Origin of the sequence: Pseudomonas sp. TH10 (assembly GCF_016651255.1) — a bacterium.
GTDB lineage: Bacteria > Pseudomonadota > Gammaproteobacteria > Pseudomonadales > Pseudomonadaceae > Aquipseudomonas.
Map to the genome: position 1 here is coordinate 32,184 of NZ_JAEKEG010000102.1, position 12,921 is coordinate 45,104.

Genomic DNA, 12,921 nt, shown 5'->3' on the forward strand with positions numbered 1-12,921 from the left:
CGCTCTGCGCTCATCGCGGGCAAGCCCGCTCCCACAGGTATCAGGGAGGATCACACAATTTGTGGTCCTGCCTTAATGCACAGGTACCAGGGAGGATCACAATTTGTGGTCCTGCCTTAATGCACAGGTATCAGGGAGGATCACAATTTGTGGTCCGACCTGAATCACTGTGGGAGCGGGCTTGCCCGCGATGGCGTCCTGCCAGATTACCCGGGCTTACGCCACACACTCGCCAACCACGGCTGCTGCTCCTGCGGCAGCCCTGCCGGGCGATAGTAATGCTCCAACTCCACAAACCCCGCCTCGGCCAGCAATTGCTGCCACGCCTGCCAGTCGTGATAGGCCCCATACCGCGGCCCGTTCCAACCTTCCTCGTTCTGCCCGCGAGGATTTGAGCTGAACAACACACCACCTGGCTTCAACGCCCCGCGCAACTCCTTCAGCACCCTCGGCAGCTCCTGGCGCGGGATGTGAAACAGCACGGCATTGGCAAAAATCCCGTCAAAGCGTTCATCGGGCAAATCCAGCTTCAGAAAGTCCTGCTGCCAGACCTCACAGCCACTGTCTGCACGGGCCATCTGCGCGAACTGCTCCGAGCCGTCCAGGCCCACAGCCGTGTGGCCCATGCGGGAAAACGTCTGCAGATCGCGCCCCGGGCCACAGCCGAAATCGAGAATGTCGAAAGGCGCGCTACCCTGGATATGCCGCAGCAGAGCGTCGATGTTCTGGCTGACATCATGATCGCGAGTGCCTTCGCGAAACCCCTCGGCCACCGAGTTGTAATGGCCCAGGGTGGTGGCGGTGATTTTTTCCAGGTCGTCGGGGGTCTGCTTCATGGTGGGCTGCGCGGCAATGGGGATGCGCCAAATATACGCCATCAGGCTGGTGGCTGCCGCGCAGCCATTCGCGAGCAAGCCGCATTCCCTGTAGGAGCGAGCGTGCTCGCGAAAAATTCAAGAACGACGCGTGCATTCTGTAAGCCCGCGTAATCGTTGACGTCCATCGCGAGCAAGCTCGCTCCTACAGTGATTCTGTGTGCGCCGCACAACCTTGTGGGAGCGAGCTTGCTCGCGAAGGCGGCCTCCAGCAAAACCCGTCAAGTCAGTCCTTCACCTGATTCATCCCCAGACAATCAATCGACCGGTCAACCATCGCCTTGGCGATCTCCAGCAAATGCCAAATCGAATACACCATGGCTCGGTCGGCACCCTTGAGGTGGTCGCCACACTGATAGGCCGTGACCGATGCGCACCGTAACAAATCGGCGATGTAGAGCTGGGTGTCTTCAAAGCTTACATCGTTGCTGACGTTGTAGAACCTGAGCTCATCGGGAGCCGACGGTTGTTCGCCGGCCAGGTAGAAATCGATGGCACGGTAGAGTGCGGAGCGGTCTCTTTGGAGGTCATCGTTCCTGGTTGCATTGGAGGGTGGATCGGGGACAGGCTTTTTCATCCGTGTTGCTCCTATTGACACGTGGGAGCCGACACTTCTCGCCTACTAAAACGAGGGTGGCAGCTGTGCGCAGGTTAGTAGACCGGTCAATAGGAAACCCGGCGCACCCGGAGGTGCCCCACGCACAGCCGCCATATTCAATACCCGGCAAAAAATGCCGGCATGAGCATGGGACGCTATGCACCTATTGTTCGGGCTACTAAACCCGGTCACTGATGAGCAGTGACGGGCCGAGATTAGACACGGAAATCAGTAGGCGCAAGCGGGCGAAATAATCTAGGAAATTTCCTGCAAAGGGAAGGGAACATGCGTGTAGGAACGCTGATTTTTCTGTCAGAAAACTTCCCGGTTTGTAGCGTTTTTCCGATCGCCAAGATCGCAGCCTTCGGCAGCTCCTACCGGGGACGTGGTCATCCACAACATCCTAGGTGAACATCTATCCCTGTAGGAGCTGCCGCAGGCTGCGATCTTTTGATCTTGATTCAGCACTTGTTCAAGCCCCGCGAATTCCCGGTTTGCAGCGTTTTTCCGATCTCCAGGATCGCAGCCTTCGGCAGCTCCTACAGGAGCGTGGTGATCCGCACATCCTCGGTGAACATCTATCCCTGTAGGAGCTGCCGCAGGCTCGGGCCGCGTTCGGACGATCTTTTGATTTTGATTCAGCGCTTGTTCAACCCCCGCGCCAGGCGATCCCCGCCCAGCTGGATAATCGCCACCAAGACCACCAGCAGCACGATCACCGTCAACATGATCTGGCTGTCAAACCGCTGATAGCCGTACCGATACGCGATGTCACCCAGCCCACCGGCACCAATCGCGCCGGCCATCGCCGATGAGTTGATCATGGTGACCAGGGTGATGGTGAACCCGCCGACAATCCCCGGCAGCGCTTCAGGCAACAGCACGTGCCAGACAATGTGCCAGCGCCGGCAGCCCATCGCTTGCGCCGCTTCGATCAGCCCATGATCCACCTCGCGCAGGCTGACCTCGGCAATGCGCGCAAAGAATGGCGTGGCGGCAATCGTCAGGGGCACTACGGCCGCCCAGACACCGTAGGTGGTGCCGACGATCAGCCGGGTGAATGGAATCAGGGCCACCATCAGAATCAGGAACGGGATCGAGCGAAACAGGTTCACGAACGCGCCCAATGCACGGTTGAGCGCCGGCGCTTCGTAGATGCCGCCCTTGGCGCTGGTGACCAGAATGACCGCCAGCGGAATGCCCGCCAGCAGCGCGATCAATGACGAGACACCCACCATCAGGAAGGTGTCGATAAAGCCTTGCAGCAAGCGATCAAACCACATAGCCAAGCACCTCTACCTGTTGCGCCCATTGCCCGGCGCGTTGGCGCAGTTGCTGAGCGCCCAGAGACGAGCCTGACACCGCCAGCAGCAGTTGCCCCAGGGCATGTCCCTGAATCCGTTCCACACCACCTTGCAGCAGGCGCACGCGACCGCCGAGTGCGCTGAACAGCGCAGCCAGGTCGGGCTCGTCGGTGGCGCTGCCGGTGAACTGCAGACGCAGCACCACCGCTGCATCCGGCGATGGTGGTTGCGGCTGCAAACGGCTTTGCAGTTCCTGCGGCAAGGTGTGTTGCAGCGGCGCAAGCAGGGTCTTGCTGACTTCGTGCTGCGGGTTGCCAAACACTTCCCAGACCGGGCCCTGCTCGACGATGTGTCCATGCTCCAACACCACGACGCGGTCGCAGATGTCGCGGATCACCGCCATCTCGTGGGTGATCAGCACGATGGTCAGGCCCAGGCGCTGATTGATCTCGCGCAGCAGGCCGAGGATCGATTGGGTGGTCTCCGGGTCCAGTGCCGAGGTGGCTTCGTCGCACAGCAGAATCTGCGGGTCGTGCACCAGTGCCCGGGCGATGCCGACTCGCTGTTTCTGCCCCCGGACAACTGTGCCGGGTAGGCCTTGTGCTTGCCTTCCAGGCCGACCAGCTCCAGCAGTTCGCGCACTTTGCGCTCGCGTTTTTCCTTCGGTACACCCGCCACTTTCAGCGGCAACTCGACGTTCTGCCACACCGTCTTGGCGGACATCAGGTTGAAATGCTGGAAGATCATGCCGATGCGTCGCCGCAGCGCCACCAGGCGGTCTTCATCGAACTCGCCGATGTCGACCTGATCAATCAGCACCCGCCCGCTACTCGGTTGTTCGAGGCGGTTGATGGTGCGGATCAGCGACGATTTGCCGGCGCCGCTGCGGCCGATGATGCCGAATACTTCGCCGCGCTGGATCGCCAGGTCGATGCCGTGCAGGGCCGCCACCGGACCCTGCTGGCCATTGTAGGTTTTGCCCAGGCCAACGAAGCGCACGTGGGCGCGGTTCAGTTCCGGGTGCAGTTGGGTTTGTTGCGCATTACGTTGCTCTGGAATATCCAGTCGCAGCTGGGTGGCAGCGCTCATTCTCAGCTTTCCCAGCCAGCTTGATAGAGCTTGCCGTGGGCCTGGTCCAGGGCGGCGCGAACGGCTGGCGAATGCTGGTAGATGTCGACGAACTTGATCAGGCGCGGGTCGGTTTTGCTCTTGGGCTGGATCACGAACTGGATCACGTATTCCTTGTGATCAAGGCCGTCGAACAGCAGGGCAGAGCCAGCATCAAAAGTCTTGGACAGGCGGATGTAGGCCGGGTAGCCCTGTACCAGGTCGGCGTCATCGTATGCGCGTACCAGTTGCACCGCTTCGACCTGGAGAATCTTGATCTTCTTCGGGTTGGCGACGATGTCTTCTTCGGTGGCCTTGTAGCCGACACCCTGCTTGAGGGTGATCAGGCCGGCCTTGGCCAACAGCTGCAGGCCGCGGCCGCTGTTGATCGGGTCGTTGGCGATCGCGACGGTGGCGCCTTCTGGCAGCTCATCGAAGCTTTTGTATTTTTTCGAGTAGAGACCGACGTTATTGATGATTCCTGGCGCGAACGGCACCAGGTCAAACCCTGCGGCGGCCTTGGCGTTTTCCAGGAAAGGGATGTGCTGGAAGTAGTTCACGTCGATGTCGCCGGCGGCGAGGCTGACGTTGGGGGCGATCCAGTCGCTGAATTCGACGAGTTCGACTTTCAGGCCCTGCTTGTTGGCCTCTTCGACAGCGGCTTCCAGGGGAATGGCAAAGGCGGCGGTGGTACCGATCTTCAGTGGGGCGTCAGCGGCGAAGGTCACCGAGCTGAAGAGGCCGAGGGCCAGGGCCAGTACTTTGACTGGGTGAGAGATGAGCTTTTTGGTCATGATGGTTTTTCCAGTCAGGGCATGAATTTGGGCGTTTGTGCGAATGTCATCGCGAGCAAGGCTTGCCCGCGATGCTCTTAGCGGCGGAACTCGGCGCCGATGTGTTGCGCTGGCAAATGCGCCGCGCCGTGAAACAACTTCTCGCGCAGGCTGCCGTTGTCGTAAGCAGTCTTGTACGACCCACGCCGCTGCAACTCCGGGATCACCAGTTCAATGAAATCCACATAGCTTTCCGGGGTGACGATGCGGGTCAGGTTGAAACCGTCCAGACCGGTTTCAGCGATCCACGATTCCAGCTCATCCGCCACTTGTTCTGGCGAACCGACCACGGTGATGTAGCGGCCACCGAGGGCGTGCTGGTCGAGCAACTTGCGCCAGGTCCAGTCATTGTTTTGCAGGTTCCTGGTGGCGGACTGGATGGCGTTGCTCTTCACGTACTGGATCGGTTCGTCGATCTCGTACTGGGAAAAGTCGATGCCGGTGGACGCCGAGAAATGCGCCACGCCGGCCTCGGCACTGGCGTAGCTCAGGTACTCGGCGTGTTTGGCCCACGCCGCTTCTTCAGTGGCGCCGACGATGACGTTCCACCCCATGAACACCTTGATGTCCTCGGGCTTGCGCCCGGCCTCGACGGCACTGGCGCGCACCTTGTCCACCTGGGCCCTGGTCGATGGTTTGTTGTGGCCGCTGATGAACACGCACTCGGCGTGACGCCCGGCAAACAGCAGCCCGCGATCCGAGCTGCCAGCCTGGAACAGCACCGGCGTGCGCTGCGGTGACGGCTCGCAAAGGTGATAACCCTCGACCTGATAGAACTCGCCCTTGTGCTCGACCTTGTGCACTTTTTCCGGTTGGGCATAGAGGCGCTGTTCACGGTCATTGAGCACCGCGCCGTTTTCCCAACTGCCTTCCCAGAGTTTGTAGAGCACCTCCAGGTACTCATCGGCCTGGTCATAGCGGCGGTCATGCTCGACCTGTTCGCTGAGGCCCATGGCTTTGGCGGCGCTGTCGAGGTAGCCGGTGACAATGTTCCAGCCCACGCGACCACGGCTCAGATGATCGAGCGTCGACATGCGCCGGGCGAACAGATACGGCGGCTCATAAGTCAGGTTGGCGGTGAGGCCGAAACCGAGGTTTTTGGTGACGGCGGCCATGGCTGAAACCAGCAACAGCGGATCGTTGACCGGCAACTGAATCGACTCTTTCAGCGTGACGTCGACCGAGTTCTGATAGACGTCATACACCCCGACGATGTCGGCAATGAACAAGCCGTCGAACAGTCCGCGTTCCAGCAACTGCGCCAGTTCGGTCCAGTATTCAATGGTTTTATATTCGGTTGAGTTGTCCCGTGGATGGGTCCACAGGCCGTGATTGATGTGCCCGATGCAGTTCATGTTGAATGCATTGAGCAGGATCTTCTTCTTGGCAACGGTCATCAGATGGTCCCCCGTAGTGGCGGGTTTTCATCGTTGAGGTAGTAGTTGCCCACGGCGTGGTATTTCCAGCGGACCGGGTCGTGCAGGGTATGTACCCGGGCGTTGCGCCAGTGGCGATCCAGGCCATGTTCGATCAGGGTCGCCTGGCTGCCTGCCAATTCGAACAGTGTGCTGCCCGCCGCGAGAGAGATTTCGGTGCTGATGGCGCGGGCTTCGGCGACGGCAATCGAGGCTGCCGCGACGGTTGCGGCCTGGGTGTCGGCCTGGGCCTTGTCGAGGTATTCGCCAGCGCGTTCCAGCAGCGCTTCGGCTGCGTGCAGGCGAATGCTCAAGTGGCCGAAGCTTTTGATGGTCAGCGGGTCTTCAGTGGCCTTTTCGTGGGTGGCGTCAATCCATGGCCGGGTCTTGGTGCGCACGAAGTGCAGCGCATCTTCGTAGGCGGCGCGGGCGATACCGGTGTCGATGGCCGCGTGGAGAATCTGCGCCAGGGGGCCGACTGGCGTTGGCCGCTCGAAAGCGCTTTGAAACGGGATCACGTCCTCGGCCGCGACGAACACATCTTCGAATACTACTGAGCCGCTGCCGGTGGTGCGCTGGCCGAACCCGCTCCAGTCGTCGATCACCGTCAGGCCTTTGCTGTTGCGCGGCACGAACGCCAGTTGCTGCACCCCATGCTCATCCACCACCGAGGTGGGGATGCGCTGGGCATAGATTGCGCCGGTGGCGTAGAACTTGCGACCGTTGATGCGATAGCCGTCGCCCTCTCTGGTGAGGCGAGTGACGCGGTCGTGGGCGGTTTTGGTGCCCAGTTCGGCGAGCGCATTGCCGAAGCGCTGGCCGGCCAATACTTCTGCGTACAGGCGTTTTTTCTGCTCTTCACTGCCGTTTACACGCAGCACTTCGAGGGCGTAGAAATGGTTTTGCGGAATTTGCCCCAGGGAGCCATCTGCCTGGGCGATCAGAGCGATGACCTTGGCCAATGTGACGTTGGACACGCCGGCGCCGCCATATTCTTTCGGCACGCTGATGCCCCACAGGCCCGAGCGGGAAAACACGTCGAGTTCCGGCAGTGGCAGGCGGCGTTCACGGTCGCGCAGGGCGCTGTCGCGTTTGAAATCTTCGGCCAGGTCGCTGGCGACAATCAGGGCTTGCTCATCGCTGGTGATGACCGCGACGTGATGGGAAAAAGTCATAGGTTTCTCCAGATGTCTGGTCGTCTCAGATCCAGGAATGGCGCGCAGGCAAAGTGCCGTTAAGGCGATAGGCGCCGACCGCGTGATATTTCCAGCGCACCGGATCGTGCAGCGTGTGCACGCGGGCGTTGCGCCAGTGGCGGTCGAGATTGAATTCGGCGAGGGTCGCGCGGCTGCCGGCCAGTTCGAAAAGCTTTTCGCTGGCCAGCAGCGAGATTTCGGTGGTCAGCACTTTGGCTTCGGCCACGGCAATCGAGGCGCGGGCGGCAGACTCGGCGGTGAGCGGCGTGGCGCTGACCTGATCAAGGACCTTGCCGGCTTTGCGCAACAGCGCTTCGGCTGCGTGCAGTTCGATTTTCAGCTTGCCGATGTCGGCGATCACATAGAGGTCGTCGCTGGCTCGTTCGACCTGGGCATCGATCCATGGCCGGGCACGGGTTTTCACGAACTCGATGGCGTCGTCGATGGCGCCCCGGGCGATACCGGCGTCAATCGCTGCCTGAATCAACTGCGAGACGGCGCCCTGGATATTGGGCGTGTCATTGATCTTCCAGTTATCCACGACCAGTTCAGGTTCAACCTGCACGTTGTTCAGCAGGATGGTGCCGCTGGCGGTAGTGCGCTGGCCAAAACCCGACCAGTCATCAACGATGCGCAAACCCGGCGTGCCGCGACGAACGAAGGCCAGGACTTGCTTGCCGTCGTCGTTGAGCGCCTTGACCGCTACCCAATGGGCGAACAGCGCGCCGGTTGAGTAGAATTTCTGCCCGTTGATCACGAAATCGTCGCCGCTCGGGGTGATTCGCGCCTTGAGTTCCAGAGTGTTTTTGGTGCCGCGCTCGGGACCGGCATTACCGATCCGCCAGCCTTGAAGCACGCTGGTGAACAGCTGCTTTTTTTGCGCATCGGTAGCGCTGCCGAGCAGTAGATGAAGGATGCCGAACTGGTTCTGCGGGATTTGACCCAATGCCGGGTCGGCCGCGGAAATAATCGCGAACACCTCGGCCAGGGTCACGAAGGAAACCTGCGGGCCGCCGTATTCGCGGGGAATGGAAATACTGCCCAGGCCGCTACGGGTGAACTGTTCGATTTCCGACCAGGGCAGCTTGCGCTGCTGGTCGCGCCTGGCTGCTTGCAGGCGCGCGACTTGCGCCAGCTCATGGGCGGCCTTGATGGCTTGTGCGTCGTTGCGCAAAACCTGCGCGGGCAACAACAACGGGGCGATGTCCAGATCAGACTGGACGTTTGCATCTGCCAGACTGGACATCAGTGCCGCTCCTTGGCTGCACGCAATGCCCTGGCGATCTGCACTGGGGTGATTGTGTTCCGGACCATACCTACCTCACATCTTCATGGAAACGCCGCGCGAAATGGCGGCGAACGAAATCAAGAATGTCCGGTGGTCCGGTGCATATACCGTAAGCGTGTATAAATAATAAATAAACTAACTTTTAGGAATATGCATAGAAGGTATGGCTGACTCTCACTCCCACGCAGACGTCCCGGTTTGAGCCGCACACAGGTTTTGAGTTTGTAACGCAAGGGAGACTTCCATCCTTGGAAGTTAAAAGTATTGCGGGGAGGTTATGCGTGGGTGTTGTTCAGAAACTTGCTAAGGAATTGTTTAGTCCGTTCTTCTTGAGGATTGGCAAACAATGCTTTCGCCTCACCTTGTTCCACGATCACGCCCTTGTCGAAAAACACCACACGGTTGGCGACATCCCGGGCGAAACCCATTTCATGAGTCACGATAACCATGGTGCGCTTCTCCTCGGCCAGACCGCGGATGGTCGCCAGCACTTCACCCACCAGCTCCGGGTCCAGCGCTGAAGTCGGTTCATCGAACAAAATCACTTCCGGCTCCATCGCCAGCGCCCGGGCAATCGCCACGCGCTGTTGCTGGCCACCGGAGAGGCGCCTTGGATAGGCGTCTTCCTTGCCGGCCAGGCCGACCTTGGCCAAGAGCTTCTTACCCAAGGCGACAGCCTCGGCCTGGGGCATCTTTTTCACCACGATCGGCCCTTCGATGACATTTTCCAGGGCGGTGCGATGGGGGAACAGGTTGAAGTTCTGGAACACAAAGCCCACATGCTGGCGCAAATTGCGCACCAGACTCTGCTGCTGGTTCAGCGGGCGGCTGGTATCAATTTCGATATCGCCGACCTTGATCCGGCCGCTGGTGGGTTGCTCAAGGAAATTCAGGCAACGCAGGAACGTCGTTTTCCCCGAACCGCTGGGGCCGATGATCGCGACCACTTCGCCTTCCTTGACCTCAAGATCGATGCCGTTGAGCACGACTTGATTCTTGAATTGCTTGGTCAGTTTTTCCACGACAATCATTGCGTCAGGACTCCTGGTCGTGCCGATTGACCCGCTCTTCCAACTTGTTCTGGAAGTGCGAAAGCACCGTGGCCAGAATCCAGTAGATCAGCGCGGCGGCAAGATACATGGTGAAGACTTCGAAAGTCCGGGCGGTAATCAGCTGTGCCTGGCGGAACAGTTCCGGCACCTGAATGGTGGCGGCCAGTGCCGTGTCCTTGACCAGTGAAATGAAGCTGTTGCCCAGCGGCGGCAAGGCCGTGCGCATCGCCTGCGGCAGGATGGCCCGGCGCAGGGTTTGCGCGCGGGTCATGCCGATGCTCGCAGCGGCTTCCCACTGACCACGTTCGATCGAACCGATCGCGGCGCGGAGGATTTCACAGTCGTAAGCGGCCATGTTCAGCGAGAAGCCGATCAGCGCAGCTGGCAGCGGATCAAGCTCGATTCCCAGTTGCGGGAAGCCGTAATAGATCACGAACAACTGCACCAGTAACGGTGTCCCGCGAAAGAACGACACGTAGACACGCGCCAGCCAGCTCACTGATTTGAAGCGCGACAGGCGCATCAACGCCAGGCCGAAGCCCAGCAGCAAGCCGAAAAACATGCCGCCCAGGCTCAAGATCACCGTGTAGTACGCGCCCTTCAGCAGGAAAGGCGCGGAATCCAGCGCGAGTTGGAAAGCCTCTTCCATTATTTAGTGACGTCAGCGTTGAAGTACTTCTTCCGAAAGCTTGGTCAGTGTGCCGTCGGCACGCAGCTTGTCGATCGCCTTGTTCACGGCCGCCAGCAGTTCAGGTTCGCCTTTACGCAGGGCAATACCGGCTTCCTGACGGGAGAACGGTTCACCGGCGGCGGTGGTGTCCTTGGCCTTTTTGGCGTATTCCAGCGCTGCAAGGCGGTCGATCAGGATGGCGTCGATACGACCCACTGCGCAGGTCCTGGAACTTGGTCGGATCATCTTCGTAAGTGCGCACGTCGGCGCCCGGTACGTTGGCTTTTACCCACTGTTCGTAGTTGGTGCCCAGGCCCACGCCGACTTTCTTGCCAGCGAGGTCATTGGCGGTTTTGATGGTGTCCTTGTTCTTGCGTCAGAACCAGCGCCTGAATCCCGGAAACCGTGTACGGTTCGGAGAAGTCGTACTTCTTCTTGCGCTCTTCGGAAATGGTTACCTGGTTGACCACGGCGTCCAGGCGCTTGGATTCCAGGGCCGCGAGGATGCCGTCCCACTTGGTCGGCTGAATCTTGGCTTTGACACCGAGTTTTTGCGCCAGCGCTTCGGAGAGCTCGACTTCGAAGCCGGACAGTTTGCCGTCGGCATCGACGAAGCTGAACGGTGGGTAGGTGCCTTCCAGGCCGACGTTGATCACGCCTGCGTCCTTGATCTTTTGCAGTTGCTCACCGGCAACGGCCTGGCCGATCAGGCCGGCGCTCAGCGCCAGGCCCAGCGAACCTACCAGCAGATTTCGACGTAGTACGGAAAAATTCATGACAAGCCCCTGTGGTTTCTTATGGGAAGACGCTTTAGGAAAGTTGGCAAATTCGGGATTGAAGCGACTGCATGATGCTGCCCTGAAGCAGCATATGTGTTTTGCCACAAATTCCGCCTGCGGCGCGACTATATGATGACGGCGATAGATAATAAAATAATAAATATAGCTTCTTTTATTCGTTAAAAGAATAAGCGGCACACCATTGCAGGAGCTGCCGAAGGCTGCGATCTTTGATCTTGCAACCCGTCAAAGGAAATCCTTGTAAGCAAACAACGCCGGCGCCCCACCCGTGTGCAGGAAAATGATCGGTCCCTCATCAAAACGCTGCCGTCCAATCCCATCGAGCATGCCAGCCATGGCCTTGCCGGTGTACACCGGGTCCAGCAACAAGCCTTCCTGACTCGCCAGCAGTTTCACGGCCGACAAGGTCCCGGCGTTGGGCTCGCCATAACGCGGGCCGAAATACTCGTCCCACAGTTGCACTTTGAAGGCTGGTGGCAGGCTCATACCCAACAGCTCTACCGTGCGCTCGGCCAGCCCCTGCACCTTGGGGCGCTGCTCTTCATCGCTGCGCGATACGGTCACCCCGATCACTGGCAAATCCGGCAGTACTTCGCTCAAAGCCAAGGCCAGACCGCTGTGGGTCCCGGCGCTCCCGGAGGCAAGGACCACGGCGGCAAAGGTCAGGCCGGTATCCTTGATCTGCTCGGCCAACTCAAGGCCGGCGCGCACGTAGCCCAGTGCACCCAAGGCATTCGAACCGCCAATCGGCACTACATATGGGTTCTTGCCATTGTTACGCAGGCGATCTGCCAGGGCCTGCAGTTGGCCGTCGGCATTGTCGAGGTTTTCCACCCGTTCAACCTTGGCGTCGAACAGGTCCAGTAGCAGGCGATTGCCATTGCCCAGGTAATTTTGGTCATCCGTGCCCAGGGGATCTTCCAACAGGGCGACGCAGCCCAGTCCCAGCTTGGCGGCCAGGGCTGCCGTTTGCCGCACGTGATTGGATTGCAGCGCCCCGGCGGTGATCAAGGTATCGGCACCCTGGGACAATGCGTCGGCTGCCAGGTACTCGAGCTTGCGCAGCTTATTGCCGCCCATCGCCAGTGGCGTCAGGTCGTCGCGCTTGACGTAGACATCACGGCCCAGCCAGGTCGAGAGGCGTTCGAGTTTTTCCAGGGGCGTGGGATGGCCGAGCAGGTCGAGGCGGTCAAAACGGGCGAGCTGTTGTTTGATCATGGTTCCGTACTGGCGGAGGAAGGTGTCAGGACTATAGGCAGCCCCAAATCCGTGGGCAACCGTGAATCGCTTATAGCTGAAAGTACTGAGTACAGCACTATTGGTTCTTAATTCGATTTTGAGACCTTGCCGTAAAGTAATTGCCGTCAAGGCGGCCAGACAGTCCGGCCGCCCGAGAGGAGTTTTTACCGTGAGCGAGCGTTCCAGCCATTGGCAGTTGCAGACCATCGTCAGCCAACTGCGTACAGCGCGTGATCAGTGGCGCACCCAGAATGGCCGTGTCAGCGGAGAGCAGGGCGGTCGGGAATTACCTTCCCGGGCGGCCATGGCGGAAATTCTTGAAGCGCTGTGTGGAGCATTGTTCCCGATGCGCCTGGGCCCTGTGGACCTGCGCGAGGAGAGCGAAGACTTCTACGTCGGCCACACCCTGGATGTCGCCCTCAACGCGTTGCTTGCCCAGGCACGCCTCGAACTGCGTTACGCCGCGCGCCACAGTGCGCAGGCCGATACCGAGGTCGAGGCGCGGACGATTCAGATCATCCAGGATTTCGCACTCGCCTTGCCG

At 59.9% G+C, this 12,921-nt stretch carries 10 protein-coding genes and 3 pseudogenes; 1 reads left to right on the forward strand and 12 read right to left on the reverse strand.

Going from position 1 to position 12,921, the window contains the following annotated elements; translation table 11 throughout:
* Nucleotides 1-206 precede the first annotated feature (206 nt).
* The 12 genes and pseudogenes from JFT80_RS15935 to JFT80_RS15990 all read right to left on the reverse strand — a co-directional run bounded on the left by JFT80_RS15935 (nucleotide 207) and on the right by JFT80_RS15990 (nucleotide 12,356).
* Entirely contained in the window at nucleotides 207-836 is a 630-nt protein-coding gene (locus tag JFT80_RS15935; protein ID WP_201148523.1) for a bifunctional 2-polyprenyl-6-hydroxyphenol methylase/3-demethylubiquinol 3-O-methyltransferase UbiG, read from the reverse strand.
* Nucleotides 837-1,101: 265 nt separating this feature from the next.
* A complete protein-coding gene (locus tag JFT80_RS15940) occupies nucleotides 1,102-1,452 on the reverse strand; it encodes a DUF6124 family protein (RefSeq protein WP_201148524.1) in 351 nt (116 codons plus the stop codon).
* Between the two features lie 659 nt (nucleotides 1,453-2,111).
* Nucleotides 2,112-2,756, reverse strand: a complete 645-nt coding sequence (locus JFT80_RS15945) for a methionine ABC transporter permease (protein WP_045061295.1) — start codon at nucleotides 2,754-2,756, stop codon at nucleotides 2,112-2,114.
* A pseudogene (locus JFT80_RS15950) lies at nucleotides 2,746-3,866 on the reverse strand (methionine ABC transporter ATP-binding protein). Before JFT80_RS15950 ends, JFT80_RS15945 begins: the two are co-directional and overlap by 11 nt.
* 2 nt (nucleotides 3,867-3,868) lie before the next feature.
* Nucleotides 3,869-4,678, reverse strand: coding sequence for a MetQ/NlpA family ABC transporter substrate-binding protein (locus JFT80_RS15955; RefSeq protein WP_122840767.1), 810 nt, complete (start codon nucleotides 4,676-4,678; stop codon nucleotides 3,869-3,871).
* A gap of 77 nt (nucleotides 4,679-4,755) precedes the next feature.
* Nucleotides 4,756-6,114: an LLM class flavin-dependent oxidoreductase gene (locus JFT80_RS15960; RefSeq protein WP_201148525.1), complete on the reverse strand. Its 1,359-nt coding sequence runs from the start codon at nucleotides 6,112-6,114 to the stop codon at nucleotides 4,756-4,758.
* A complete protein-coding gene (locus JFT80_RS15965; RefSeq protein WP_201148526.1) occupies nucleotides 6,114-7,307 on the reverse strand; it encodes an SfnB family sulfur acquisition oxidoreductase in 1,194 nt (397 codons plus the stop codon). The genes JFT80_RS15960 and JFT80_RS15965 overlap by 1 nt, the downstream gene beginning before the upstream one ends.
* Before the next feature lie 25 nt (nucleotides 7,308-7,332).
* Complete coding sequence (locus JFT80_RS15970; protein WP_201148527.1) at nucleotides 7,333-8,574, reverse strand: SfnB family sulfur acquisition oxidoreductase; 1,242 nt, start codon at nucleotides 8,572-8,574, stop codon at nucleotides 7,333-7,335.
* Nucleotides 8,575-8,891: 317 nt separating this feature from the next.
* Nucleotides 8,892-9,647, reverse strand: a complete 756-nt coding sequence (gene tcyN / locus JFT80_RS15975) for an L-cystine ABC transporter ATP-binding protein TcyN (protein WP_201148528.1) — start codon at nucleotides 9,645-9,647, stop codon at nucleotides 8,892-8,894.
* A 4-nt stretch (nucleotides 9,648-9,651) separates the two neighbouring features.
* Entirely contained in the window at nucleotides 9,652-10,317 is a 666-nt protein-coding gene (gene tcyL, locus JFT80_RS15980; RefSeq protein WP_201148529.1) for a cystine ABC transporter permease, read from the reverse strand.
* Nucleotides 10,317-11,114: pseudogene (gene tcyJ, locus JFT80_RS15985) on the reverse strand (cystine ABC transporter substrate-binding protein). The gene tcyL and the pseudogene tcyJ overlap by 1 nt, the downstream one beginning before the upstream one ends.
* 249 nt (nucleotides 11,115-11,363) lie before the next feature.
* Nucleotides 11,364-12,356, reverse strand: coding sequence for a D-cysteine desulfhydrase (locus JFT80_RS15990; RefSeq protein WP_201148530.1), 993 nt, complete (start codon nucleotides 12,354-12,356; stop codon nucleotides 11,364-11,366).
* Between the two features lie 190 nt (nucleotides 12,357-12,546).
* Here JFT80_RS15990 and JFT80_RS15995 point away from each other — a divergent pair.
* Nucleotides 12,547-12,921 (forward strand): annotated as a pseudogene (locus tag JFT80_RS15995) (serine acetyltransferase); the annotation flags it as partial.

Bases quoted from the DNA above. Each gene is read 5' to 3' on its own strand.
- JFT80_RS15935 (WP_201148523.1), bottom strand. From the start codon at position 836: ATGAAGCAGACCCCCGACGACCTGGAAAAAATCACCGCCACCACCCTG.
- JFT80_RS15940 (WP_201148524.1), bottom strand. From the start codon at position 1,452: ATGAAAAAGCCTGTCCCCGATCCACCCTCCAATGCAACCAGGAACGAT.
- JFT80_RS15945 (WP_045061295.1), bottom strand. From the start codon at position 2,756: ATGTGGTTTGATCGCTTGCTGCAAGGCTTTATCGACACCTTCCTGATG.
- JFT80_RS15955 (WP_122840767.1), bottom strand. From the start codon at position 4,678: ATGACCAAAAAGCTCATCTCTCACCCAGTCAAAGTACTGGCCCTGGCC.
- JFT80_RS15960 (WP_201148525.1), bottom strand. From the start codon at position 6,114: ATGACCGTTGCCAAGAAGAAGATCCTGCTCAATGCATTCAACATGAAC.
- JFT80_RS15965 (WP_201148526.1), bottom strand. From the start codon at position 7,307: ATGACTTTTTCCCATCACGTCGCGGTCATCACCAGCGATGAGCAAGCC.
- JFT80_RS15970 (WP_201148527.1), bottom strand. From the start codon at position 8,574: ATGTCCAGTCTGGCAGATGCAAACGTCCAGTCTGATCTGGACATCGCC.
- tcyN (WP_201148528.1), bottom strand. From the start codon at position 9,647: ATGATTGTCGTGGAAAAACTGACCAAGCAATTCAAGAATCAAGTCGTG.
- tcyL (WP_201148529.1), bottom strand. From the start codon at position 10,317: ATGGAAGAGGCTTTCCAACTCGCGCTGGATTCCGCGCCTTTCCTGCTG.
- JFT80_RS15990 (WP_201148530.1), bottom strand. From the start codon at position 12,356: ATGATCAAACAACAGCTCGCCCGTTTTGACCGCCTCGACCTGCTCGGC.